This window comes from Hymenobacter gummosus, from assembly GCF_003970915.1.
Lineage (GTDB): Bacteria > Bacteroidota > Bacteroidia > Cytophagales > Hymenobacteraceae > Solirubrum > Solirubrum gummosum.
Genome location: NZ_RXOF01000006.1, coordinates 369737 through 393990, shown reverse-complemented (window position 1 = coordinate 393990; position 24254 = coordinate 369737). Strand labels below are relative to the sequence as shown.

Here is a 24254-nt window from a genome sequence, read left to right as displayed (position 1 = left end):
CCCGAAAAAGAAGTAGCCCCGGCCGCGTGACGGGCCGGGGCTACGCAGGATGAACCCGCAGGCTCTCCTCAAACGAGCCCCAAGGTAAAAAACTGCTCCTGTTTCTTGCTTTCCATCACAGTATCTAACCCCTCTTCGCGGAGGAAGGAAACTAACTGTAGCGCTAAACCGCTTTGCGCCGCTCGGCTAAGAAAACAAACGGGCCGCCCCAACCGGAGCGGCCCGCTGTTTCCCATAAACCGTAGGGCCGAAGCCTACTTCATAAAGCGCCGCATCACCGTCTGCCCGTCGCGGCTGACGACGGTGAGCGTATACACGCCGGCCGGCAGCTTGCTCACGTCCACCGTGCCTTCCGCCGCCAGCGGCCCGCTGGCCAGCGGCCGGCCGTGCTGGTTCAGGATGCGGTACTCGGCCCCGGCCAGGGCCACCTTGGTATCGAGGTGCAGGCGGTCCACTGCCGGGTTGGGGTACAGCCCCGCCGCCTGCAGGCTGGCCGGTTTCGCGTCGCCCAGAACGGCCGTTTCACCGGTAAACAGAGCCGCTGGCGCCGCCGCTGCTTCGCGGGCCGCATTGCGGGTGATGCGCACCCAGTTGATGTTCCAGCCGCCCGACTGGGCGTAGATGCCGAAGTTGTAGGTGCCCGCGTTGATGGTGACCGTGCGCGAGACGGTGGTCCAGGTTTGCCAGCCGCCGGTGCCGGGAATGGCCGTATTGCCGAACTGGATGGTGCCCGCGTTCAAATCGGAGGAAATGGTGCCGCCGCTGCCGCCGCTGGCCACCCGGTACTCGATGGTGTAGCTACCCGTTGAGGGGAAGTTGATGTTGTTCCACACCAGATAGTCGCCCGCGTCCACGTAGCCCATGTTCTGGCCGCCGCCCGCGTCGGTGCAGGTTTCCACCGTCATACCGTTGTTCACGTTGGCCGCCTCCGCCTGCAAGGTCACGCTAAAGGCCGAGCCGCCGGCCGCCCGCACCCGCAGCGAGGTAGCCTTGTCGTTCCAGTTGCTGGTGCCCAGGGCGTTATTGACCAGGCAGCTGTTGCCGGCGCTGCCCACCGTGAGCGAGCCGCCCGTGAAGTTGTCATTCTCGTAGAGCACCACCTCGTAGCCGCTGTTCACGCGCAGCGAGGAAATGTCGTCGTTCAGGATGCCGCGGCTCTGCAGGGCGGCCAGGTTGTAGTCGCCCGCCGGCAGGGCCGTGGCGGTGCCGGTGTAGTTGCAGTCTTTGTACATGGTGGCTACGCCGGTGGGCTGGGGCTGCCCGATGCCCGCGAAGCCCCCAAAGGTGGCCACCACCTTGGTCGGCTGCGGCGTGTGCAGGCTCGACGACTGGTCGTTCACGTCGTCGTAGGCAAAGCCGTAGTTCAGGTTATCCACGCTGATGCCGCCCTGGTGCCAGAAGCGGGCGTAGTAGTTGGCCGGCGCGGTCAGGTAGTACTGGCTGGCGTTGTACCAGTTCTGCTGCCCGGGGTTGGTGGTCGTCGTATTCACCACGTGCCGGTTGATGGCCGCGCACAGCTGCGACTGGATTACCAGGTCCAGGTCCCCGTCGCCCACGCGCTGGTCGAGCACGCCCTTGCCTTCCAGCACTTCCTGCGTCGTCGGTTTGCGCGACACGATGCCCGTGCGCCCCGTGAAGCCCCCCGACTGGCCCACCACCGTCAGCCGTCCGTTGCTGATGCGGCCCTTGAATACGCCCGCGTCGCCGGCGTAGAAAATCAAATCCTCGTTGACGTACTTGTTCCAGATGGCGTCGATGTACGAGCCGAAGTAGTTCACGTACGCCCCGCCCGTCTGAAACTGCGGCGACTTACCCGGGCAGGTGATGGTGCCCAGCGTGGCGTTGCGCAGGCCCTGAAACTCCGTCGGGGCGAAGCTCTGGTAGGCGGCCAGGATGTCGGCGTGGCTTTTCAGCTCGCCGGCCCGCTTGTAGTAGCCGCCGTTGCCCCATAGCTCCAGGCCCATGGGGTAGTGGTAGGAGTCCACGCGGGTGTGGTTGCCAAAGAAGCCGTACTGGTTGTTGGTCAGCTCGATGAACTCGTAGCGGATGCCCTTGTTCGGGTCGTTCGGGTTCTGAAAGTCCGGCGCCGCGTAGCCCTGCGGCGCCCCCGAGGCCCCGAAGAAGTACAGGTACAGCTGCTGCCCCTGCGAAATAAACACCCGGCAGCCCGCAATGTAGGGCAGCGTAAACGTCTTGTTCGGAATGTTGCTCAGCCGCGTGAAGCAGGCCGCGTACTTCGAGTTCTGCCCCGGCCCGGTGTTGCCGTTGTAGGTCGGCCCCGTCACCGTGTTGTACGACGAGGACATGGGCAGCACCTGCCCGTTGGCGGCGTTGATCCACAGGTGGTTGCCATTCGCGTCCTTGCCCACGATGGCCACGTACAGGTCCGAGTCGGGGAAGGGCGAGTTGTTGGCAATGGTAAACGGCACGCTGCCCTGCGCCCAGGCGCCGAGCGGCAGCACCGCCAGCAGCAGCAAGGTCAGCACCGACCAGAGAGTAAGCTTTTTCATAAAAGGAGTTGGTTGTGGTGGGAAATGGACACCCGCCGGAAACCCGGCGGAAACGAGCAGACGCAGCCAGCCGCTTGGCCGCCCAAAGGGGCCGCCGAGCAGGAGTAAGCCAGGAAAAACAAGGAGCCGCGGCGGCGCAAATGGGGGCGAGAAAGAAGGGAAATGCCCGCCCGGCCACGGCTTCGGAGCCTAAGCTAAAAGGCTTTCAACCAGAAATAAAAGTCCTATTCGTCCGCAGATAGTACCACGGCCCACCCGTTTGCACGCTTAGCGCACACGTAGCGTCCACGGTTGCCCGTCCCGCCAGCAGCAGCTTTTAGGGGCCCGTAAGTCCCTTGCTCGCCAACGCTGCCCGCTTAGCGCACACCCCGCGCCCGGATAAAAAACAACGCCCGGCCACCAACTTTTTTGGGGTCTACCGCCCCGGCTGCGGTGGAAACGCAAACGCCCGCGTAGCCGTGCTCATTTCGTCGCTGCCATAAGAGCAGCCGCTACAGGTGTTGATGCGGCCGCGTTTGCGTTTGATAAACAGAATGAGCCGCAACTGGCCCGGCGTGAGGCGCAGGCCCTGCTGCCGGAGCTGGTAAAAGCCCTCCACCCCGTACACCTGCTTCTCGGCGGTGGCCGAGCGTAGCCAGTCCCGCAGCAGCGTCGCCGTGTCGCGCCGCGCCACCAGTTCGCGCACGGTGCGCCGCTCCCGCGGCCCGCTTCCCGACAGGCTGCAGCCTGCCCCGTAAGTAGCGGTGCGGTCGAACAGCGCCGCCAGGTCGGGCGCCACGCCGAAGGTGCCCCGGTAAGCGGACGTCAGGCGAGCAAAGGCCGCCTCGTCCTGGTATTGTTTCACCGGCTCGTGGTACGGCTGCCACCCATCGGCGACGCGCTTGTTGCGCTGCGCCGCCAGCACGTAATAGATAATCTTGTCGCCCTCGGTAATCAGCGTCACGCGGTAGGGGTACAGCACGCCGGATTCGGGATGGTCGGCAGTCGGTACCGTTACCCTAAATCCGAAAACGTACTCCCGAAAGCCCCGCACCACGTCCCGGCCCGAACCTTCCGTCGTTTGGGCCTGGGGATGCTGCCGCGAAAGGTTCGCGTGAAACTGCTGGAAGCTGGAGAGCCGCCGTTGCGTCAGCACCCGGCTGGCATCGTCCACCACCGGATACGACTCGGGCGGAAATAGCAGCAGCGCAGCAAGCAGTAGGTGCATCTGGGAAAGGGGCGTAGATGGCTCTAAAAATACCCGCCCACCGCCTGGGGTGCAAGGCCGCCGGCTGAGCTGCCGGATAACGCAAAAGGCCAGCCCGGAATTACCGGGCTGGCCTTCGTAAGTGCTGAGCTTCCGGCGTTTACTCCGCCGCCGGAGCAGCCGGGGCCGCAGGCGCAGCCGGCGCCTCGTAGCGGCGCACCGATACGGCGTTCAGGCCCTTGGGCCCGCGCGTCACTTCAAAGTTGACCTTGTCGCCCTCGCGCACCTTGTCGATGAGCGCGTTGACGTGCACGAAGATGCTTTCCCCGCTCTGCTGGTCCTTGATAAAGCCGTAGCCCTTGGCCGTGTTGAAGTTGGTAACCATACCAGTGCGCACGTTGTCGGCGGCGGCATCGTCATCGTCGCGGCGGCGGGCTCCCAGCTGAATGTCCTCCAGGTTTACTTCCGCGCGCTTTTTCGTGGGGTCGGGCGGGGTGGAGGTGATGTTGCCGAACTCGTCGACGTAGGCAAGCATGTCCTCCAGGTTCTGGCCTTTCTTGGCGTTGGCCTGGCGTTCCTCGCGCTTCTCCTCCTTCTCCTTGCGTTTCTGCTGTTTACGTTTCTCGTTATCCTTTTTGCCGAAGCTTTCGGGTCTGGCCATTGTGTTGTTAGCGGTGATATCCGCGCCGCTGATGGGGCCAGCCGGCACGGACGAATGGGTTGAGCTACGCTAAAGCTACAGAAAATTAAGCGGGTATTCGCAGGGGTGCCCGGTTTGGGGCCGCCCGGGCCTACCAGCTGCTGCCCGCGCCACCCCCGCCCGAGGAGCCCCCGCTGCTGCTCGAAGAGGAGGAGCTGGACGACGAGGACGATGAGGACGAGCCCGACGACGAGCTGCCCGACGACTCGGAAATGCGCGGAATGGTGTACCGCTCTTTTTCCTCGTGGCCGCAGTGCTGGCAGCACTTCCGCTCCCAGCCCCAGCCCGAGGCGTGCTTGGTGGCCGCCTCCATCACCTGCACGCCGATGTCCTTGAAGGTGAGGTAGTGGCAGCTGGGGCAGGGCTGCAGGTCGGTGGCGTGGTTGCGGTAGTCGAGCTGCAGGGTGTGGTGGCAGGCCTCGCAGCGCCACACGTCGTAGTCGACGCTGCGCAGGCGCTCCTCCGTTTGCTGGCCTTGGTCGAGGAAGGCGGTTTCCTCGTCTGTGCCCAGGCGGCGCATGGGCTGCCCGCAGTGGGGGCAGGGGTAGGGCGCCTCGCGCAGCTGCTGCATGCGCTTGTGGTGCCAGGGCCAGTACCACACCAGCGGCAGCGCAAACAGCCAGGCCGTGAAGCCCAGCCCGTGGTGGGCCCGTTGCAGGTAGGTGTGCTGGGCGTGCCGGCTCTGGGCGGCGTACTCCTGCCGGAACGTGCGGCCCACCTGCCCGAAATAGCCCAGCACGTACAGCAGCGGCAGCCCGTACGCCACCGCGGCCAGCACCCAGCCGCTGCCGCCCGCCCCCGAGAGGCTGAGCGTGTACACCGTGGCGCCCACCGGCAGCAGCAGGGCCATTAGCAAAAACGGCCGCAGCGGGTGGTCGGTGGTGGTGTAGTGCCAGAGCACCGCGTAGAGCACCACGCCCAGCAGCCCGGCCAGCAGCACCGCCACCAGCCCCAGAAACGAGTCGTTCGACTCGGCCGCCAGGGGCACGGCTTCGATGGCCGCCGCCGCCTCGGGCACCACCAAACCGGCGGCCGAGTCGGCGGCGCTTAGCTCGATGCTGCCGGTGGCGAGCTGGCGCATGAGGGCCGCCACGCCCTGGCGCACGGCTTCGTCGGTGCGGTCTTGGCGCAGCAGGGGCACCATGTAGCGCTGCTGAATGCGGAAGCAGACCACGTCGGGTACGTCGGCTTCCAGCCCGTAGCCGGTTTCAAATTCCACCCGGCGCTGGTCCATCACCAGCAGCATGAGCAGGCCGTTGTCCTTGCCCTTCGCCCCGATTTTCCAGCGGTTGAACAAGGCCGTGGCCGCCGTCTTGGGCACCGCCTCGCCGATGCTGCGGGCCACTACCACGTCGATGTGGGCCCGGCCGCTCTGGTCGAGGGCGCGCAGCGTGGTGTTGAGGTCCTGCACGGTGCCGGCGTCGAGCACGCCGTCGGGGTTGCTCACGTAGGCTTCGCCCAGGCGCTTGGGGTCGGGGATGCGCGTGAGGTAAGCGTCGGCGGGTTGGGCCAGCAGCGGCAGGTGCAGCAGCAGCGCGGGCAAAAGCAGCAGCCACCAGGGGCAGGAGCGACGACGAAGCAGCATAGGCGACGAATAAATGGCGGCAAGGTAAACTTCGGCCGCCGCCTGCATCTTTACGGACGGGCTCGGCCTCAGTCGCGCCGCCCACCCTATTCCATCCGCTTTAGCCTAGCCGTGCGCCCTGTTCCGTTACTTTTTCTGGCCGCCGGCCTGCTCGGCGCCTGCACATCCGCCAGCCGCGAATCAGCTGCCGAGTCACCTCAGGCTCCGCCGGCCGCCGCCCGGCCCCCGCGCCGCCCGCCGGTAGCGCCGCCGCCTGACTCCGCCGCCCGCGCTACTGCCGCAACTTCCGATTCTGTTTCGGCCCCCGCCGGGCCCGGGCGCCTCGTGCGGCTGCCCGTTGGGCCCGATATCGGCCCGCACCCGCTGGAATGCCCGGGCTTCAACCAATCGGAGCTGCCCCGCGCAAAGGATGGTCAGCTGCGTGGCACCTTCTATTGGGGCGGCCGGCTGCTGCTCACCCGCCTCGACGACTACGAAGACGCCCTGCTGCTGCGCGACACGCCCCGCGACACCACCTGGCTGCACCTGCCCGTCGATGTGCCCGCGGGCTTCGAGTGCAGCGCGCCGGAAGAGGCGCAGGTGCAGCTGGTCAACCTCGACCGGCAGGGCCCGCCCGAGGTGCTGTTCTATTTCAAGAACGATGCGCACGGGGCCGGCGGCGGTACCACGTTGCGGGTGCTGAACGTGTTCAGCCTCGCCGGCGAGCAGCCCCAATTGCTGCTGCGGACGCTGCAGTGGCAGGAAGTGGAAAGCTGGTCGGGCGGCACGGAAAAGAACGGGAATGCCGAACCGACCCTGCACCAAGCCCGCACCGAGCGTCGCGTCCGGCTCCGGGGCCGCGACATCGAGCTGGGAGCCTTTGCCTCTGAATACGGCGCAGGAATAGGCGTGGACAGGAAAACCCTACCCGGCCCGCTGCCCGGTCGTTACCGCTACCAGGGCGGCCGCCTGTACCGCGTGGAAGCCAGCCGCTGACCGGGGCATCAGTTAGCCCAACGCCCCAAAATCGGCTACTTCGCGCACCTCCCCCGGGGCCAGCTCGCCCAGGTGCACCTCCCCGATGCGCACGCGCACCAGGCGCAGGGTGGGGTGACCCACGGCGGCCGTCATCTTGCGCACCTGCCGGAATTTACCCTCGGTGAGCGTGATGGACACCCAGCTGGTGGGGCCGTGGCGCGCGTCGCGGATGCGGCGGCCGGGCGGCAGCGCGGGCGGCTCATTCAGGCGCCGGGCCCGGCAGGTATCGGTCTGGTATTTTACCTCCCGCAGGCCGATCTGCACGCCCTGCTGTAGCTGCTGCACCGCCGCATCCGTTATCAGCCCGTCGACCTGGGCGTAGTATTCCTTCTCCACGCCCCCGTTGCGGATTTGCTCGCTCAGGCGGCCGTCGGTGGTCAGCAGCAATAGCCCTTCGCTGTCCTCGTCGAGGCGGCCGATGGCCATGGTGCCGGCCGGAAAGGCGTGCAACTCGCCCAGGAAGCGTTTTTTGCGGGCCTCACGGGCGTCGTCGCTGCGAAACTGGCTGAGGTAGCCGCAGGGCTTGTACAGGATGAAGTGCCGGTGGGCGGGGCGGGCCGATTCGGGCGGGAGCATGCCGCGGAAGCTGGGTGAACGGGCGCAAAGGTAGGCTGGGCCGCCGGCTCAGGCTTCGGCCCAGCCGCCGGTGAAGCGGAAGGTGCGCACGATGGCGGCCATTTCGGTGAGCTGCTGGTGCGGGTCGGAAACCAGGGTACTGCGCCCGATGCCAAACCAGAGCTGCTCGTGCAGAATCTTGTAGAAGCGCAGCCGCACCGCGCCTTCGGGCCGCTCGTAGGGCGTTAGCTCGTAGTCGATGTACAGGGCGGGCCGGCCGGCAAAGGTGGTTTTGCGCACGGACAGGATGCGGGTCCGGGCCTCTGGCATCTGCTCGAACTCGGCCCGGAAGCGCGCTTCGCCGATGGTGTCGTAAGCGTGCCAGGCGTCGGTGTAGGGCATTGGAACCGGGTCGGTGGGCAGCAGGCAGCGCTGAGCGCCCACGGTAATAAACGCGAAGGCCGGGCCGTTGTAGCGGGCTTTAAACTTGGTGACGAACTTATTGGCCGGCACCACGTCCCAGTCGGCGGGCAACTCGAAGGTAAAGGCGGGCCAGCGGTGGGCCGCGGCGCTGACGGGCGCGGGCGCCGGGGCCGGGCGGCCCAGCAGGCGGGCGAAAAATGAGGAGAGGCTCATGCGGGGCGAAGCAACTCAGCGCGGCGAGGTAATGCGCCGAAACCCGCCCTCGGGCGTGACCTGGTAGCGCAGCCGGCCCACGTCGAGGGTGGCGCCGGGGGCCAGCTCGCTGAGGTTGGTCAGATCAAGCTCCAGGGTGTGCAGGGAGTAGCCGAAGTGGCGGGCCAGGGCCAGGTATTTGGGGTTGATGTAGTCGGCGGCGCCGCAGAGGATGATGCGCACCGGCAGGCGGGTGCCCACCAGCAGGCGGGTGTCGCGGGGGAAAGTGTGGTTGTCGGCAATGAGGATGAGCTCCTGGGCGTCGGGGGCCAGCTGTTGGGCGCGCAGCAGGGCTTCGCAGTCGTTTTCGGGGGCGTCGCCGCCGCCGCCGGCCAGCATGGCTTCCAGCACTTTGCCGCGCACCTGCTCGTAGTCGTTGGTGCGCACCTCGTACAGCCCGCCGGTGCGCCCGATGGCTTTGTCGCGGTCGGGCAAATCGTTGCCGTCGTTGAAGAATACAAAGGTTTTCTCTTCGGCGCCGGTGCTCAGCTGCAGCCAGGTCAGCAGGTCGGCCGTGTAGGGGTACATGCTGCCGGTCACGTCGGCCACTACCACCGAGCGGCGCCAGGCGGGGTGCCGGTCGAGCACGCGGGCCACGGCGCGGGCGTCGGGCGTGGGAATGGGGTCGTCCTCGGCCGGGTCGCCGGGGCGCAGCAGGCGGGCCTGGCAGCCGTCTTTGTTCAGCTTGATGCGGTGCTTGCGCATGAGCGAGTCGGTCAGAAAATAGCCCGTCACGCGCAGGCTGCCGGCGCGCACCGGCAGGGTCACGAGGCCCGTCACGGTGAAGGGGTAGCGGTTTTTACCCAGCGCGAAGCCCGAGGCAAAGGCAAACCCCTCGCGCACGGCCGCGGCCAGGTCGTCGGGGCAGGGCGGCAGCTGGCCGGTGGAGTCGGGCAGCAGCTGCACCGTCTGCAGGGCGCCGGTCTGGGTCACGTCGGCGCGGAAGGCTACGGTCTGGGCGGCTTTGTCGGGGCAGCGGTAGCCCTTGCGGATGCGGCGGGCCAGCTGGCGCAGCTTGTAGTAGCTGCGCGGGTAGCTGCAGCTGAGCGGCACGCCGGGCTTTTTGCGCAGGGTGCGCACCTTATCGATTTTCTTGTCGGCCGCACTGAGCAGGGCGGTGAGGCGGGCTACTTCACCGCGGCTGTCGGCCTTGGTGTAGCGCTTTTCGATGTAGAGCACGAAGCCGTGGAAGTACCCTTCGCACTCCGCGGGGCTGTTGCAGCCGGTTTGCTCGATGAGGTTCCAGCTCAGCGTTTCGTCGCGCAGGATACCGGGCATGAGGTTTTCCAGGTTGCGCAGGCGGCCCAGGTTCAGCTGCCGCTGGTCGAATTTGGGGTCGAAGCGGTAGGCCGAGTACACCAAATCGACGCGCACCAGCTGCCGCTCCCGCAGCTTCAGGGCGGCCAGCTCGGGCCCCGAGAAGGTGGAGGGCAGCGTGAGAATCTGGTAGCCGCTGTCGGGGCGGTAGCGGCTGAGCTGGTAAGCGCTGAGTTGGTCGTAAAACGACTCCAGGGCCCGCTCAGACACGGGTGCCTGGGCGCGGCCGGGCAGGGCCAGCAGGCTCAGCAGCAACAGAAGTAGCAGTGGACGCACGCGCAGCGGGGCTAGGGAAGGGCGGGTAATATACCCAACGCGGCCCGGGGTGGTTGGCGTATGCGGGTTCGAAGAGCGGATCTGGTAAGAACGTCATCCTGACGAAGGAACCGAAGGTCGACGTAGTCAAGGACCTTCGGTTCCTGCGTCAGGATGACGTGCTATTTCCTCGTTCTTTTTTCGCTTCTGCTATTTCAGCCGGGCGTTGCCTTTGTAGTGCACGTCGCTGGCGCCGGAGCGGTGGGCGGTCAGCTCCCCGTCGACGTACACGAAGGCGTCGCTGGCGCCGGAGGCCTGCACGTCGGCCTGCTGGCTGCGCAGCTCGTAGGCGCGGTAGTCGCTGGCGCCGCTCACGTGCACCTGCTGGCTTTCCACGCGGCCGGTGAGGCGGATGTCGCTGGCGCCGGAAGCCGTGGCGGTGAGCTGCTTGGCGGTGAGCTGCAGCGTCACGTCGCTGGCGCCGCTGGCCTTGATGCTAAAGGCGTCGGCCGTCAGCGGCGATTCGCCCTTCACGTCGCTGGCCCCGCTCACGCTCAGGCCCGTCAGGCGCGGGCAGGTCACGTACACGGTCACTTTCTCGGCCTTGCCCATACCGGTAACGCGGCCTTTCTGCCGCTCGCGGTAGAGCTTCAGGGTGCCGCCCTCCACCTCGGTGCGCACGCGGGCCAGCACCTCGGGCTGGGCTTCCACTTTCACTTCGGTGGTAGCGCCCTGGCGCAGCACCACGTTGATGGCGCCGCTGGCTTCCACGCGCTCGAAGCTGCCGACAGGGCGCAGCTGGCCATCCTGGGCCCAGGCGGCGGTGGCGGATACGGTCAGCAGGGCTGCGGCGGCAAACGTGCGGCGGAGGGTAGTGAGGGTGTTCATAGCGTCAGAAAGGGTTCAGTGGGGTGTCTGAGGCGCTAGATGCGGGCCGCAGCGGCACCGTTGCCCGGACTTTTATAATTAATAATTAACAATTAAGAATGAATAATTGGGGTGGTTGCGCCAGTAGGCAGGCGTCGTCTCACGGCTGTAATTATTAATTACTAATTGTTAATTATTAATTCATCCATGCCGCCGCTCGTCCAGCCAGCGTAGCATCACGGTCATGAAGTCGAAGTTCAGCGGGGCATTGCCGGTTTCGTCCAGGCGCATGGCTTCGTGCATGTCGCGGGCGCGGTTGAAGTGGTGGTCCACCTCGGGCAGCAGCACGAAGCTGGCGCGGCCGGGGTGGCGCTGGTTCACGATGTCGGCAATGAGCTGGTGGTCGACGGAGTAGGAAATGTAGTCGGAGGCGCCGCGCAGGGCCAGCACGGGCGCTTCCACGTGCTGCCAGGCGGCGGCCAGGTTGGTGGCCTGCCACTGCTGCATGTAGCGGTAGTGCTGCGGAAAGCGGAGCACGGGCCGGGCCTGCGGGTATTGCTGCAAGACCTGCTCGGGCGTCTGCCGCTGCTCCAGCAGCAGGTGCAGGGCGGCCGCGTAGGTGCGCATCAGGCTGTTGAGCGAGTCGTAGGGCAGGCCGGCCAGCTGGCTCTGGTTGCGCTTGTTTTCCAGTAGGTACTCAATAAAGGTGCGGCTGACCGTGCCGTACACCACCACGCCCTTCACCGCCTCGCCGCGGGCCACCAGCGGCGCCATCACCCCGCCGATGCTGAAGCCGGCAATGAACACGTTCTGCTGGTCCACGAAGTCGAGGCGGCGGATGGCAGCCAGCCCGGCCCGGTAGCCGGCTGCCTCGCTCTCGAAGTCGGCCTGCAGGCAGGGCGTGCCCCGACTGTCGCCCATGCCGGTTTTGTCGACGCGCAGGGTGGCGTAGCCGTGGCGGGAAAGGGAGTCGATGATGCGGTTGGTGGGCTCGGCCCGGCTCAGCGGGTTGTCGACGGAAAAGCACCCTACGCCCTGGATGAACAGCACCATCGGCACCTTGCCCTGGGCGCCGCGCGGCCGCGTGACGATGGTGCGCAGCTGGTTGCCGGCCGCCGTGACCGAGGCGTACGTGGCTTCGTAGTACGGGCTCTGGTCCTTGGGAAAGGGCATGAAGGTGAGCCGGCGACGCAGCTGCTTGCCGTTGCGCAGCACCAGAAACGTGGCCTGGTCGCCCACCTGGTGCTGCTTGAGCAAACTCACGAACGGCCCCACTTCCGGCCCCAGCACCGTCTTATCCACCTGGCGGATAACGTCGCCGGGCTGCAGACCGGCGGCCTGGGCCGAAGACTGCGCCCGCACGCCCTGCACGAGGATACCGTTCTGGTCGGGCAGGTGGTGGCGCTGCTGAATGCTGTCGTTGATGGCGCGCAAGTCGATGCCCACGTAGGGCCGGCGCGGCAGCTCCTGGGCCGGGGCGGCAGTTGGGGTGGCGCCGAGCAGCGTCAGCAGCACCCCGAGCAGGGGAAGGCTGGTTTTCATAGCGGAGTCAGTAAATCCTAAAGACCGTGCGGGCGGCCCAAAAAACGCCCAATAGATGCCCGGGAAGCCGGTTCGTTGCACTGCGGCGGGCCGGGGCGGCATCACATATTTGGGTGATGCCGCCGGGCCGCTGACTGGCAAAGCTGCCCGGCGAATCGTAGGTTGCGGCCCCGCGCCAACCTGCCCGTGCCGTGAACCTCCGCCGCTACCTGCCCGCTTTGCTGCTCCTCGTCGGCCCGCTGTCGGCCAGCCGGCACACCCCGCCGGCCGCCGGCCCGTTCCGGGAGGACGCGGCGTTTTTCTGGCAGACGGTGCACGACGACTACGCCTACTTCGACCAGAAGCAGACCGACTGGGACCGGGTGCGGGCCCGCTACTTGCCCCAGGCCGACACCGTGCGCAGCCGCCGGGCCCTGGTGCGCCTGCTCGAACAGATGCTGCAGGAGCTCTACGACCACCACGCCGCCCTGGGCACCAACCGCCCCGACTCGCCCCGCCTCGTGCCCTCGGGCGCCGACGTGTACGCCGAGTGGGAGGGCGGCCGGGCCGTGGTGCGGGAGCTGCGCCCCGGCTTCGGAGCCGAGCGGGCGGGCCTGCGACCCGGCGTCGAAATTCTCAGCGTGGGGGGCGTGCCGGTAGCCCAGGCCCGGCAGCCCTACCAGCCCCAGTGCCTGCGCGCCCCCGATGCGGCGGCCGATAATTACGCGCTGAACACCCTGCTAGCCGGCCGCCACGACCAGGAGCGGCGCTGGCGCATCCGCAGCGGCGGCGCCGAAACCGACGTGCAGCCCGACCAGCCCCGCAACCTGCTGGAAAATCCGCCGCCCCGCCGCCGCCTCGACAGCCGCCGCCTCGGCCGCGTGGGCTACATCCGCATCAACAACTGCCTGTTCGACCACGGCCTCATCCCGGCTTTCGACAGCACGCTCACGGCCCTGGCCGACACGAAAGGGCTGGTGCTGGACTTGCGCGACACGCCCAGCGGCGGCAATACCACCGTGGCCCGCGCCCTGCTCGGCCGCTTCATCACGCAGGAGCAGGGCTACCAGCGCCACGAGCTGGTGAACGAGCAGCGGCAGTACGGCATCCGGCGCTTCTGGCTGGAAATGGTAGCCCCGCGCCCCGCCGCCTACCGCCGCCCCGTGGTGGTGCTGGCCGGGCGCTGGACGGGCAGCATGGGGGAGGGCATTACCACGGCCTTCGACGGCATGAAACGCGCCACGGTGGTGGGCAGCCCGCTGGCCCGGCTGCGCGGCGGCATCTATTCCTACCGCCTGCCCGCCTCCGGCATCAGCTTCAGCATCCCGGTGGAAAAGCTCTATCAGCTCGACGGCACGCCCCGGGAGCAGTTTGAGCCCAAAGTCACGGTGAAGCCCGCCGCCGACCCCGCCCAGGACCCGGCGCTGGACAAGGCCCTGCAGCTGCTGCGGTAGGGGAGGGCAGGAATGGGATGAAAAAGAACGTCATCCTGAGCGCAGCGAAGGACCTTCCTCTAACCCTGCACCGCCGCCACAGTCATGGCTCAGACGCTATATTAGCCGGACATTACTTCTGAACTTATGTACTACATCTACATCGTTACCAACCCTGCCAAAACCGTCCTATACATCGGCGTGACGAATAACCTGCGCCAACGCACCGAGCAGCATTACGCCAACCGTGGGCAGCGCGGCACCTTCGCCGGGCGTTACTACTGCTACAACCTGATCTACTACGAATCCTTCCCGGATGCTACGGCCGCTATTGTCCGGGAAAAAGAGCTAAAGGGCTGGACCCGGGCGAAGAAGGAGGAATTGATTGCCATGATGAACCCGACGTGGCTGAGCTACAATTATAGCGTCTGAGCATTGGTATCAGCGGCGGTGCAGGGTTCGAGGAAGGTCCTTGGCTACGCCTTCCTTCGGTTCGCTTTGCTCAGGATGACGTTCTGTTATTCAACGTCAACTATAACCCCGGCCGGAGCCGGTCCGTTAGGCTTTAGCTCACAACCAATCGTTTGAGCCATGTCCGACGACAACAAGCCGACCCTCTTTCCGCCCCAGCACCAGGACCAGCAGCCGGGGCTGGAAAGCGAAATGACGCCCCAACCCGAATACATCCGCCCGGGTTACAAGGGCGCCGACAAGCTGCTCGATAAAGTAGCCCTGATTACCGGCGGCGACTCCGGCATCGGCCGGGCCGTGGCCGTGCACTTCGCCCGCGAGGGCGCCGACGTGGCCATCAGCTACATGCCCGCCGAGCAGGAAGACGCCGAGAAGGTGCAGGAGCTGGTAACCGGCCACGGCCGCCGCTGCCTGCTGCTGCCCGGCGACCTGCGCGACCCGGAGTTCTGCAAGCAAATCGTGGAGCGCACCGTGCAGGAGCTGGGCCGGCTGAACATCCTGGTGAACAACGCCGCCGAGCAGCACTGGCACGACTCGCTGACGGAAATACCCGACGAGGAGCTGGAATCGGTGTTTCAGGTGAACATCCTCTCGTTTTTCCGCGTGACGCGCGCCGCCCTGGCCCATCTGGGCGAGGGCGACAGTATCATCAACACCTCCTCCGTCAACGCCTTCCGTGGCAACGAGCAGCTTATCGACTACAGCTCCACCAAGGGCGCCATTACGGCCTTCACCCGCTCCCTGGCCCTGCAGCTGGCCGACAAGAAAATCCGCGTCAACTCGGTGGCGCCGGGCCCGATCTGGACGCCCTTCATCCCCAGCACCGCCAGCGCCCTGAAAGTGGCCACCTTCGGCCGCGACTCCACCATGGGCCGTGCCGGCCAGCCCTCCGAGGTGGCCCCGGCCTACGTGTTCCTGGCCTCCGAAGACGGCTCCTACTTCACCGGCCAGAGCCTGCACCCCAACGGCGGCGCCGTGGTGAATGCGTAAGACGACTGGACAAATAGGACGGAAAACCCGAACGTCATCCTGAGCGCAGCGAAGGACCTTCCTCGCCCCCTGCACCGCCGCCACCTACGAAGTGCGGACGCTTTTTCGGTATTGCGCAAAAGAAGCGCAGCTACCACCGGGTTTCGGTTGGTGGCTGCGCTTCGGTGTTTCTACCGTGGCCTGAAAAGGCGTTTGCTCATTGGCATCAGCGGCGGTGCGGGGTGCGAGGAAGGTCCTTCGCTGCGCTCAGGATGACGTTCGGGTCTTCCCACGCTCTGGCAACGTTGCCGACAACGTTTGCGCAAATAAAGCCCGGGGCAAAAGCGGCCTTCCGGCGAGCGGCGCGCTAATATCAAGCTGCCGCCCGCCCGCTCCACCCGTTCTGCCGATGCTTTTGCGCCCCGCGTTTTCCTCTTTTTGCCTGGCCCTGCTGGGCCTGGCCAGCCTGCCCGCCGCCGCCCAGCAACTGGCTTTTCCGGGCGCCGAAGGGGCTGGGCGCTTTACTACCGGCGGACGGGGCACCGCGGCCCAGCCCACCACCGTCTTCGAAGTCACCAACCTGAGCGACGACGGGCAGCCCGGCTCCTTGCGCCACGCCCTCACGGCCCCGGCCGCGGCCCGCACGGTGGTGTTCCGCGTCTCGGGCACGATTCACCTGAGCAAGCCGCTGAGCATCAGCAAGCCCAACACCACCGTGGCGGGGCAGACCGCGCCCGGCGACGGTATCTGCCTGGCCGACTACCCCGTGGGCGTCAGCGCCAACAACGTGGTGGTGCGCTTTGTGCGCCTGCGCATGGGCGACAAAAACCAGAACCAGGGCATGGTCGACGGGGCCGGCGGCGACGACGCATTCAGCAGCATCGGCCGCCGGCGCATCATCCTCGACCACTGCTCCATGAGCTGGAGCACCGACGAGGTGTGCTCCTTCTACAACGGCGACTCGCTGACGGTGCAGTGGTGCCTGATGAGCGAGCCGCTGAACTACTCCTACCACTTCGAGAAGGGCGACAAGGACTTCGAGCGGCACGGCTACGGCGGTATCTGGGGCGGGCAGCGCGCCTCGTTTCACCACAACCTGGTGGCCCACTGCAACTCCCGCACCCCGCGCTTCAACGGCAGCCGGCAGGCCAAGCAGGCGGGCTGGGAAAACACCGACCTGCGCAACAACGTGTTCTACAACTGGGGCGAAAACAACGTGTACGGCGGCGAAGGCGGCAACTACAACGTGGTGGGCAACTACTACAAGGCCGGCCCGAGCACCAAGGCCTCGGTGCGCTACCGCGTGGCGAATCCCTACAAATCGGGCACGCTGCCCTACGGCAAGTATTATCTGACGGGCAACTACGTGGACGGCTCGCCCGAGCGCACGGCCGACAACTGGCGCGGCGTAGACTTGCAGGGGGGCACTGACGCCGACTTGCCCCAGGCCCGCGCCGACAAGCCCTTCGACATCGGCCCCGTAACCACCCAGCCCGCCGCCGAAGCCTACGAAGCCGTGCTGCGCGGCGCCGGCGCCACCCGCCCCCGCCGCGACACCCTGGATGAGCGTATCGTCCGCGACGTGCGCCAGGGCCGCGGCCGCCTCATCGACGTGCAGGGCGGCTACCCCCACGGCACCCCGTACGAGGTGTCGCAGCGGGCCTGGCCGGTGCTGAAAGCTGCCCCTGCCCCCGCCGATACCGACCACGACGGCATGCCCGACGCCTGGGAAAAAGCCCACGGCCTGAACCTGAACGATGCGGCTGACCGCGCCAAAGTGGGCAAGGACGGCTACACCATGCTGGAAGCGTACCTGAACGAGCTGGCGGCGGGGAAGTAGGGTTGTCGGGGTGGATTGGGCGTGGTAAAACAGAACGTCATCCTGAGCGCAGCGAAGGACCTTCCTCGTACCCTGCACCGCCGCTGATGCCAACGTGCCGACGTTCTTTGCAGACCACCGTAGAGACACCGAAGCGCAGCCACCAACCGAAACCCGGAGGTAGCTGCGCTTCTTGTGTGCAGTAGCAGAAAAGCGTCCGCGCTTCGTAGGCTGCGGCGGTGCGGGGTGCGAGGAAGGTCCTTCGCTGCGCTCAGGATGACGTTCTGTTTTACCCAGTCGACACAACCCCGACTATACCCGGCCCGTACCTATGCCCCATAACATAGCCGCCGGGCTATGCTGCATTCCCCCTCCTACGAACCACACTCACACCATGAAACGCAACTTCCTGTTGCTCGCCGCTGCCGCCAGCTTCGCGCTGACCACGGCCTGCAACCAAGATAAGCCGGCCGCCGTCGACGCGGCCACCACGCCCTCGGCCGATACGGCCGTGGTCGTTGATAACGACGGGGCTGATACCACCGTGTACCAGGACCAGGCCTACCGCACCGCCGATCAGGTGGCCGCCGACCTGGGCTACACCAGCGACACGATGCGCGTGCGTCGCCTGCGCACCACCTACTACACCCGCGCCCAGCGCCTCGGCGACCTGGATGAGGCTACCGACACCGTCGGCCGCTACGCCACCGTGCGCCAGATTAATACCGACACCGACGAGGAGGTACGCACCATCGTGAACGACGACGCGAAGTACCGCACCTACGAAACCAACCGCTCGCGCTACTACGGCGACGGGTACGTGACGACGACCACCACCACGACCACCGAAACCGCCAGCCGGCCGCGCCGCCGCGGTCCGCGCATCGTGAAGTACGAGCGTAAGGGCGGCGACGTGAAAATCGTGTACTCGAACGGCACCACCGTCAAAATCGACAAGGACGGCGACCGGAAAGTGGAGTACGCCGACGGCACCAAAGTGAAGCGCGACGCCGACGACGGGCAGGTGAAAATCAAAGACTAGCCCCGGCTCTGACCAAATTAGACCGCCCCGGTTTCCGCAAGGAAGCCGGGGCGGTTTGTTGGTGGGAGGTTCTCTGTCCAAAACCGTACGCCGGCCGCATTCGGGGGGCGCCGGTCGGGCCGGGAAAGTTCTAAGGGGCACCACAGCTGTTGCGCAGCACCCGAAAAGCTCCGGTCATGCCGGCAGAGGTCTGTTGGGGCAACCGAAGTTTTCACGTTGCTCCAACAGACCTCTGCCGGCATGAGCGGGGTTTTCAGGTCGGCCTGATATGGTTGTTGGGTCCGCCGGGGTATCAATAGGTTGAAGCAGCCTGTTTGTGGGGGACACCACCCGCCCAGCCGGGCAGCTGACGGCCAGGCGGCCGGCTTGGGCCGGCTGCCCGGTGCCAGACCCGACAACGGAACCGATTCAGGCTACCAGTCCCGCGGGCCCGGCTACTCCAGTACCAGGGGCGTAGGCTCCGGTTTGGCCGGCGCCGCGGTGGGTTCCGGCCGGGGCAGGCGGCTCACCAGCGCGTACAGGGCCAGGCCCAGTGTGGCCATCAGCCCGAAGGCCCAGCGCAGGCTGGCCGCCTCGGCCACGAAGCCCACCAGCGGCGGCACGATGAGAAACCCGAAGTAGCCCACCGTGGATACTGCCGCAATGGCCGGGCCGCCGCTCAGCCGGGCCGAGCGCCCCGCCATGCTGAACACCAGCGGCACCACGCAGGCCACGCCCAGCCCCACCAGCGCGAAGCCCAGAGCCGCCACCAGGGGCCGGGGCACCAGGGCGGCCAGCAGCAAGCCGCCGCTCATCAGCAGTCCGCTGCCGCGCAGCAGCGTGGGCACGCCGAAGCGGTTAGTCAGCGCGTCGCCCAGGAAGCGGCCCGTTGTCATGGCCACCATGTACACCGCAAAGCCCACCGTGCCCACCGGCACCCCGGCCGCCTTGGCGAAATAAATGGCGCTCCAGTCGTACATGGTGCCTTCGCAGGCCATGGAAGTAAAGGCCATGAGTCCGAACTTGACCAACTCCCGGTCGGGCCACACGAAGCCGGGGCGGGCCGCCGTACCGGCCGCGGGCTGCAGCGGGAGGGTGCCGGGGTAGAAAGCCAGGGCCAGCACCGTCAGCAGCAGGGCCACCCCGAGAAAGTGCCCGCCCGGGGCCACGCCCAGGGCCACCAGGCCCGCGCCCACGGCCGCCGCCGCGAAGCCCGCCACGCTCCACACCCCGTGGAAACGGGCAATGATGGCGCGCGGGTACAGCGCCTGCACGCCCACCGACTGCGCATTCACCGAAATGTTGAGCAGGTTGCGCGAGGAGCCGAAGCAGAACAGCAGCAGCACCAGCTGCCAGGTGTGCTCGGCAAAGCCCAGCAGGGCCAGGGCTACGTTGTAAAGCACCGCCCCCACCAGCATCACCTGCCGGGAGCTGAAGCGCTGCAGCAGCAGCCCGGTCACGGGCAAGGTCAGCATCAGCCCGGCCGGCAAGGCCAGCAGCACCGAGCCCAGGGCCGCTTCGCTCAGCCCGAGCTGCTGCTGAATGGTGGGAATGCGCGAGGCCCAGGTAGAAAACCCAAAGCCCGATACCAGAAAAAACAGCGTCACCGCCACCCGCGCCCGCCCGGCCGCGGCCGTATCCGTCGTTACAGTACCCATAAGTCGATTTGCCCCCGCAAAGCTAGCCCGCACTGCTGGCGTCGTCCGCATCGTAGCGCGAAGTTGTACTTCGCGTATCGTGGCACGAGCGGCAACGGCCGTCATGTTAAGCCTCAAGCATAGAAAATAGCTGCGCACTCGCTCGGCTATTGCCGAGTGAGGCCTATTATAGCTCGGCTATGCCGAGCGCGGTACCGCGCCGTCTGCGCGCTGATAAATCAGCTTGCTCGCGCAGGTAGGGCTGGGACGAAGCCTTCGGGCGTAGCTGTTACAAATCCATCTTCGCGGCGCGGGCCGGTGCTCGGCGCAGCCGAGCGACGCAGGCCTCACTCGGCAGTAGCCGAGCGAGTGCGCAGTGGGCATGCCCGCTGAACCAGTTCGCCTTACCGCACTCCGTAGCGGCGCAGCTCGGCCTCGATGCGCTGGTCCCAGCGCTGCTGGGCGGCCTGGTCGCGGCCGTGGTTGGTTTCGGCGTCGTACTGCTCCTGCAGGGCGGTCATTTCGCGCCAGGACTGCAGAAACTGGAACTGCATGCGCGCGTCGTAGTTGTCGAGCGTGAGGCTGTCGGGGGTGACTTTGCGCTTAAACCGCTCGGCCACCAGCTTTACCACGTCGAAGTGCCGCTGCTCGTGGTTGAGGGTGTACGCGTCGCGGGCGGCGGGCAGCACCCAGGAGGAGCTGCGCACCACGAACACTTTGGTTTGCACGGCCAGGTGCAGCACGCCCGCCCGCAGCTGCGCTTCGGCCGTGTAGGCGAAGCTCGGAAACACCGAACCGGCAAAGCCGCTGGCCGGGCGCGGGGCGGCGTGGAAATCGGCCAGCGTGAGCGGGTGGGCGGGGGAGTAGAACAGCGTGTCGGGCTCGGGCACGTACGGAAAATCGGCGTGCTGTACCCGCAGGGCGGTGGCCAGCTTCACGTTGGCGGCGGCTTCGCGACTCATCCAGTGGTTGAGAAACTTCAGTCCTTCCACCAGCGCCTGCCGCAGCACCGGCTCGGCCGCGTCGAAGCGGCTGTTGAGCGGCCGTTGGTAGCGCGCCGCCCCGGTGTAGGTGGTCAGCTGAATGCGGCGCCCGTCGCGCTGCCAGTCGAAGCTCAGGGCCAGGGCCAGCTGCCCGTTGGCCCAGCCGGGCGCCCCGTTGGTTTCCTGAATGCGGCACTCGCGCAGCCGGATGGTGAGCGGGCGCAGGCGGCGGTTGGCGGGCACGCTCTGCTGCACAAACTGCTGCAGGGCCGCCGGCACCCCGCCCTGCAAATCCACCGCCTGCACGGTGTTCGAGGTCAGGCCCCCCGGGGCCGGGCGCGTGAGCAAGAATGCCACGGGACGGCGGTCGGCCCGCTCGTCGCGCACGGCGGCTACGTAAAACTGCGTGGGCACGATGGCCGCGGGCACGGGCTGCAGGCTCAGCGTTGGAGCAGGTGTTGAGGCTGCCGGGCGGGGCGTCTGGGCCGGTAGGGGAGAGGTCAGCAGCAAGGCCGCCCCGAGGGCGCCGCGCAGCAGCCAGCCAGGAAAAAAGCGTAACACCGGAATGCGGAAAGGAATCGGGTAGAACGTCGGGCGGCACTACCCAACGCCGGCTGGGGGCCAGCAAGTTCAGGCCGGGGCGGCTTAGCCTCGCGGTTGGGTCAGCAGCCAGGCTTCGGCCTCGGGGCGCTGCTCGAAGCGCCGGAATTGCATACCGGCCGGCGCGGCGGCCAGCACGCCCTGCGTTGAGAGCCGGTGCACCGGATTCTGCCCCTCCACGATGGCAACGTGGTGCACCCCGGCCAGCCGGATGGCCCGCGGAATCCAATCGGTGACCAGCCACTGCTGGGCGGCCACCGACAGGGGCTGGCGCTGGCCGTGCTCGGAGAGGATGCGGCCCACGCCCACGCCGATGAGCAAAGTCAGGGCCTGCTCGTAGAACGCCTGCAGCTCGGGCAGAGTGATGCGCTCGGCCGACCAGGCCAGCCGCACGTAGCCCACCGAATGAAACACAACGCTCCCTACGGTATTGCGGAAATAGACCGTCTCGCGGTCCGTCGGCGGTGGCGTCATCAGGGCAAGAGGGCGCACGGGGCGACTCGGATGGATAGATTCAGGGCTTCGGGGCGGCGGAACGCGCCAAAACGGCCCGGCAAGGGCCCAGGCCGAATAACCCAACAAACATAAGCGCGCCGCGGCAGAATACCGACGCCGAAAACCGGCTGCTGACCGGGAAATACACAGTCTGTGGAAAACTTTGTGGATAACCGGGCCCGCTACACCGGCCGCTGCCGCTCCATGTGCAGCCAGCGCACCTGGTTGTGGGTAACCTCGCGGGCCAGTCGGAAGCCGGCCTTCTCGTAGGTGCGCACGGCGCGGGTATTGGAAGCCGCCGGCACGATGGTGCACAGCTCCACGCCGAGCTGGGCAAACAAGTAGTCGACCAGGGTATTCAGCGCATCGGTGCCGTAGCCGCGGCTGGTATCGGTGCGGCTGGCAATCCAGATGTCCAGCTCGGTGGAGTTGTCGAGCGGATCGATGCTGTCGTAGTTGACCTGCCCGATGGGCTGCCCGTTCACCACGATGCCGAAGGACTGGCCCAGGGCCGGGTCAGAGCCGTCGAAGTAATGGGGCTGGTAATCGGCAAACAGCTGCTCCCAGGTGGGCAGCGCGGCCCCGCCTTCGCCCTCGAAGATGAACGGCGTGGCGTCGGAGCGCACGGCCCACTGGTAAAACAACTCCTTGTCGGCCGGGGTCAGCGGGCGAAGCGTCACCAGGCTGCCCTGCAGCAGCGGCGGATTGGTAGTCATGCGCAAAGGAAAGCGGAGAGAGGAGCGGATGAAGGCGTAAGATACGCCGGCGGGGGCCTAAATACCGCCTTTGCCCGGCAGCGGTAGCCGGCTATTTCCGCGTACTTTAGCCAGGAGCCGCCGCCGCGGCTTCGTCCGTGCCCCCTATGCCTGACCCTGCCGTGCCGCTCCCGCCCGCCCCGCTCCCCGCCACCACCGAGTCCCTGGCCGACCTGCTGCGTCGCCAGCAGGCCCGCAGCGCCGTGCTGCGCCGCGAAACCGTGACCGAGCGGGCCGCCCGCCTGCGGCGCCTGCACGAGTGGATAACCCGCAACCGCGCCGCCATTCAGGAGGCCCTGCGCCAGGATTTCGGCAAGCCCGCCCTGGAAACCGACGTGACCGAGGTGTACGCCACCCAGGCCGAAATCCGCCACGCCCTCAAGCACCTGAAGCAGTGGATGGCCCCGCGCCGGGTGGGCACCCCGCTGGCCTTGCTGGGCACCACCTCCTGGGTGCAGTACGAGCCCAAGGGCGTGGCCCTCATCATCGCGCCCTGGAACTACCCCTTTTACCTGGCGGTGGGCCCGCTGGCCTCGGCCCTGGCTGCCGGCAACTGCTGCGTGCTCAAGCCCTCCGAAATGACGCCCGCCGTGGCCGCCCTGCTCGCGCGCATGGTCGGGGAGCTGTTCGACCCGGCCGAGGTGGCCGTGGTACCCGGCGACAAGGAAGTAGCCACCGCGCTGCTCGCGCTGCCCTTCGACCACATTTTCTTCACCGGCTCGCCGCAGGTGGGCAAGGTGGTGATGCGCGCCGCCGCCGAGCACCTGACCAGCGTGACGCTGGAGCTGGGCGGCAAAAGCCCGGCCGTGGTGGATGCCTCCGCCGATTTGCGCGACGCGGCCGAAAAGCTGGTGTGGGGCAAGTGCGTCAATGCCGGCCAGACCTGCGTAGCCCCCGATTACCTGCTGGTGCACGAAAGCATCCGCGAGGCGCTGGTAGCCGAAATCCGCGCCGTGCTCAGCCGCTTCTACGACGCCGAAGGCGCCGGCGTAGCGGCGTCGAAGTCGTTTGCGCGCATCGTCAACGGGCAGCATTTTCAGCGCCTGGCCGGCCTGCTCGAAGACGCCCAGCAGCGCGGCGCCACCGTGGCCCTGGGCGGCGGCGTCGACCAGGCCCAGTGCTTTATCGAGCCCACCGTGCTCGTCGACGTGCCCCTGGACGCGCGGCTGATGCAGGAGGAAATCTTCGGGCCGCTGCTGCCCGTCGTCACCTGCGCCAACCTGATGGAAGCGGCCGACTTCATCAACGCCCGGCCCCGGCCCCTGGCCCTGTACCTGTTTGCCCGCAGCACGGAAGCCCAGCGCTACCTGCTGGCGCGGGTGCCCGCCGGCGGCGCCTGCCTGAACGATACGCTGATTCACCTGGGCCACCCGGAGCTGCCCTTCGGCGGCTCCGGCAACAGCGGCATCGGGCGGGCGCACGGGCACTACGGCTTCGTGGCCTTCTCCAACGAAAAAGCCGTGCTGCGCCAGCGCACCGGCCGCACCGGCATCAAGCTGTTCTACCCGCCCTACACGCCCAAAGTGCAGGGCCTGGTGGACGTGCTGCTGAAGTACCTGGGTTGAGGTAGAACGAGTCGGAAAGCCCGCTTTATCAGGCATCATGGCGGCCCTACAGCCGCAGCGCGGCGCCATGTTGGTAGCATTTCAAAGTCGAACACGGACTTGAGCTGCAGCGCAGCGGCATGGCCGTGCTGAGGTTGCTGATGTTGCACAGCCGTTGACGCGCACGCGGCGCCGGTACCATGCCGCTGCCCTGCAGCTCTGATTTCTTCTGTCCGTTCGGTTCTACCAATATGGCGCCGCGCTGCGGCTGTGGACGAAACCCAGCATCAGCAGGCGAGTACGCCTCACTAACTCACTAACTCACTAACTCACTAACTC

General features: G+C 66.9%; 20 protein-coding genes. 7 read left to right on the top strand and 13 right to left on the bottom strand.

Annotated elements, in window-relative coordinates; all coding sequences use genetic code 11:
* Positions 1-254 precede the first annotated feature (254 nt).
* The 4 genes from EJV47_RS13300 to EJV47_RS13285 form a co-directional block, all read right to left on the bottom strand.
* Entirely contained in the window at positions 255-2510 is a 2256-nt protein-coding gene (locus EJV47_RS13300) for a beta-1,3-glucanase family protein (RefSeq protein ID WP_126693637.1), read from the bottom strand.
* 415 nt (positions 2511-2925) lie between these two features.
* Positions 2926-3717, bottom strand: coding sequence for a hypothetical protein (locus EJV47_RS13295; protein ID WP_126693636.1), 792 nt, complete (start codon positions 3715-3717; stop codon positions 2926-2928).
* Between the two features lie 139 nt (positions 3718-3856).
* Complete coding sequence (locus tag EJV47_RS13290; protein WP_126693635.1) at positions 3857-4357, bottom strand: cold-shock protein; 501 nt, start codon at positions 4355-4357, stop codon at positions 3857-3859.
* Positions 4358-4487: 130 nt separating this feature from the next.
* Positions 4488-5981 carry a TPM domain-containing protein gene (locus EJV47_RS13285; RefSeq protein ID WP_165903747.1) on the bottom strand — a complete coding sequence of 498 codons (1494 nt, stop codon included), beginning with the start codon at positions 5979-5981 and terminating at the stop codon, positions 4488-4490.
* 111 nt (positions 5982-6092) lie between these two features.
* On the opposite strand from EJV47_RS13285, the gene EJV47_RS13280 reads away from it, so the two are divergent.
* Positions 6093-6956, top strand: a complete 864-nt coding sequence (locus tag EJV47_RS13280) for a hypothetical protein (protein ID WP_126693633.1) — start codon at positions 6093-6095, stop codon at positions 6954-6956.
* 12 nt (positions 6957-6968) lie between these two features.
* On the opposite strand, the gene EJV47_RS13275 is transcribed toward EJV47_RS13280, so the two are convergent.
* The 5 genes from EJV47_RS13275 to EJV47_RS13255 all read right to left on the bottom strand — a co-directional run bounded on the left by EJV47_RS13275 (position 6969) and on the right by EJV47_RS13255 (position 12209).
* Positions 6969-7574 (bottom strand): pseudouridine synthase, encoded by a 606-nt coding sequence (locus tag EJV47_RS13275; RefSeq protein WP_126693632.1) that lies wholly within the window; start codon positions 7572-7574, stop codon positions 6969-6971.
* A 48-nt stretch (positions 7575-7622) separates the two neighbouring features.
* Positions 7623-8189, bottom strand: coding sequence for a hypothetical protein (locus EJV47_RS13270; protein ID WP_126693631.1), 567 nt, complete (start codon positions 8187-8189; stop codon positions 7623-7625).
* A 15-nt stretch (positions 8190-8204) separates the two neighbouring features.
* Complete coding sequence (locus EJV47_RS13265) at positions 8205-9821, bottom strand: hypothetical protein (RefSeq protein ID WP_126693630.1); 1617 nt, start codon at positions 9819-9821, stop codon at positions 8205-8207.
* Between the two features lie 189 nt (positions 9822-10010).
* Complete coding sequence (locus EJV47_RS13260) at positions 10011-10688, bottom strand: head GIN domain-containing protein (protein ID WP_126693629.1); 678 nt, start codon at positions 10686-10688, stop codon at positions 10011-10013.
* Between the two features lie 180 nt (positions 10689-10868).
* Entirely contained in the window at positions 10869-12209 is a 1341-nt protein-coding gene (locus EJV47_RS13255; RefSeq protein WP_165903746.1) for an alpha/beta fold hydrolase, read from the bottom strand.
* Positions 12210-12400: 191 nt separating this feature from the next.
* On the opposite strand from EJV47_RS13255, the gene EJV47_RS13250 reads away from it, so the two are divergent.
* From EJV47_RS13250 to EJV47_RS13230, 5 genes are all read left to right on the top strand, one after another.
* Positions 12401-13642 (top strand): S41 family peptidase, encoded by a 1242-nt coding sequence (locus EJV47_RS13250; RefSeq protein ID WP_126693627.1) that lies wholly within the window; start codon positions 12401-12403, stop codon positions 13640-13642.
* Between the two features lie 126 nt (positions 13643-13768).
* Entirely contained in the window at positions 13769-14053 is a 285-nt protein-coding gene (locus EJV47_RS13245; protein ID WP_126693626.1) for a GIY-YIG nuclease family protein, read from the top strand.
* Positions 14054-14212: 159 nt separating this feature from the next.
* Complete coding sequence (locus tag EJV47_RS13240; RefSeq protein ID WP_126693625.1) at positions 14213-15082, top strand: SDR family oxidoreductase; 870 nt, start codon at positions 14213-14215, stop codon at positions 15080-15082.
* A 388-nt stretch (positions 15083-15470) separates the two neighbouring features.
* Positions 15471-16901, top strand: coding sequence for a pectate lyase family protein (locus tag EJV47_RS13235; RefSeq protein WP_243651143.1), 1431 nt, complete (start codon positions 15471-15473; stop codon positions 16899-16901).
* A gap of 373 nt (positions 16902-17274) precedes the next feature.
* The gene (locus EJV47_RS13230; protein WP_126693624.1) at positions 17275-17922 is read left to right on the top strand and encodes a T-complex 10 C-terminal domain-containing protein; all 648 of its coding nucleotides are present in this window, start codon (positions 17275-17277) and stop codon (positions 17920-17922) included.
* A gap of 434 nt (positions 17923-18356) precedes the next feature.
* Here the strand turns inward: EJV47_RS13230 and EJV47_RS13225 are convergent, their stop codons facing one another.
* The 4 genes from EJV47_RS13225 to EJV47_RS13210 form a co-directional block, all read right to left on the bottom strand.
* Entirely contained in the window at positions 18357-19559 is a 1203-nt protein-coding gene (locus EJV47_RS13225; RefSeq protein ID WP_126693623.1) for an MFS transporter, read from the bottom strand.
* Between the two features lie 383 nt (positions 19560-19942).
* Positions 19943-21082, bottom strand: a complete 1140-nt coding sequence (locus tag EJV47_RS13220) for a hypothetical protein (RefSeq protein WP_126693622.1) — start codon at positions 21080-21082, stop codon at positions 19943-19945.
* Positions 21083-21166: 84 nt separating this feature from the next.
* Positions 21167-21613: an STAS/SEC14 domain-containing protein gene (locus EJV47_RS13215; RefSeq protein ID WP_126693621.1), complete on the bottom strand. Its 447-nt coding sequence runs from the start codon at positions 21611-21613 to the stop codon at positions 21167-21169.
* 185 nt (positions 21614-21798) lie between these two features.
* The gene (locus tag EJV47_RS13210; protein ID WP_126693620.1) at positions 21799-22332 is read right to left on the bottom strand and encodes a GNAT family N-acetyltransferase; all 534 of its coding nucleotides are present in this window, start codon (positions 22330-22332) and stop codon (positions 21799-21801) included.
* A 146-nt stretch (positions 22333-22478) separates the two neighbouring features.
* On the opposite strand from EJV47_RS13210, the gene EJV47_RS13205 reads away from it, so the two are divergent.
* Positions 22479-23936, top strand: coding sequence for an aldehyde dehydrogenase family protein (locus EJV47_RS13205; RefSeq protein ID WP_126693619.1), 1458 nt, complete (start codon positions 22479-22481; stop codon positions 23934-23936).
* Positions 23937-24254: the final 318 nt, after the last annotated feature.

Excerpts from the sequence above, each read along its gene's own strand:
- EJV47_RS13240 (WP_126693625.1), top strand. The coding sequence starts at position 14,213 with ATGTCCGACGACAACAAGCCGACCCTCTTTCCGCCCCAGCACCAGGAC.
- EJV47_RS13245 (WP_126693626.1), top strand. The coding sequence starts at position 13,769 with ATGTACTACATCTACATCGTTACCAACCCTGCCAAAACCGTCCTATAC.
- EJV47_RS13295 (WP_126693636.1), bottom strand. The coding sequence starts at position 3,717 with ATGCACCTACTGCTTGCTGCGCTGCTGCTATTTCCGCCCGAGTCGTAT.
- EJV47_RS13255 (WP_165903746.1), bottom strand. The coding sequence starts at position 12,209 with ATGAAAACCAGCCTTCCCCTGCTCGGGGTGCTGCTGACGCTGCTCGGC.
- EJV47_RS13225 (WP_126693623.1), bottom strand. The coding sequence starts at position 19,559 with ATGGGTACTGTAACGACGGATACGGCCGCGGCCGGGCGGGCGCGGGTG.
- EJV47_RS13235 (WP_243651143.1), top strand. The coding sequence starts at position 15,471 with ATGCTTTTGCGCCCCGCGTTTTCCTCTTTTTGCCTGGCCCTGCTGGGC.
- EJV47_RS13210 (WP_126693620.1), bottom strand. The coding sequence starts at position 22,332 with ATGACTACCAATCCGCCGCTGCTGCAGGGCAGCCTGGTGACGCTTCGC.
- EJV47_RS13300 (WP_126693637.1), bottom strand. The coding sequence starts at position 2,510 with ATGAAAAAGCTTACTCTCTGGTCGGTGCTGACCTTGCTGCTGCTGGCG.
- EJV47_RS13260 (WP_126693629.1), bottom strand. The coding sequence starts at position 10,688 with ATGAACACCCTCACTACCCTCCGCCGCACGTTTGCCGCCGCAGCCCTG.
- EJV47_RS13205 (WP_126693619.1), top strand. The coding sequence starts at position 22,479 with ATGCCTGACCCTGCCGTGCCGCTCCCGCCCGCCCCGCTCCCCGCCACC.
- EJV47_RS13230 (WP_126693624.1), top strand. The coding sequence starts at position 17,275 with ATGAAACGCAACTTCCTGTTGCTCGCCGCTGCCGCCAGCTTCGCGCTG.
- EJV47_RS13275 (WP_126693632.1), bottom strand. The coding sequence starts at position 7,574 with ATGCTCCCGCCCGAATCGGCCCGCCCCGCCCACCGGCACTTCATCCTG.
- EJV47_RS13290 (WP_126693635.1), bottom strand. The coding sequence starts at position 4,357 with ATGGCCAGACCCGAAAGCTTCGGCAAAAAGGATAACGAGAAACGTAAA.
- EJV47_RS13270 (WP_126693631.1), bottom strand. The coding sequence starts at position 8,189 with ATGAGCCTCTCCTCATTTTTCGCCCGCCTGCTGGGCCGCCCGGCCCCG.
- EJV47_RS13285 (WP_165903747.1), bottom strand. The coding sequence starts at position 5,981 with ATGCTGCTTCGTCGTCGCTCCTGCCCCTGGTGGCTGCTGCTTTTGCCC.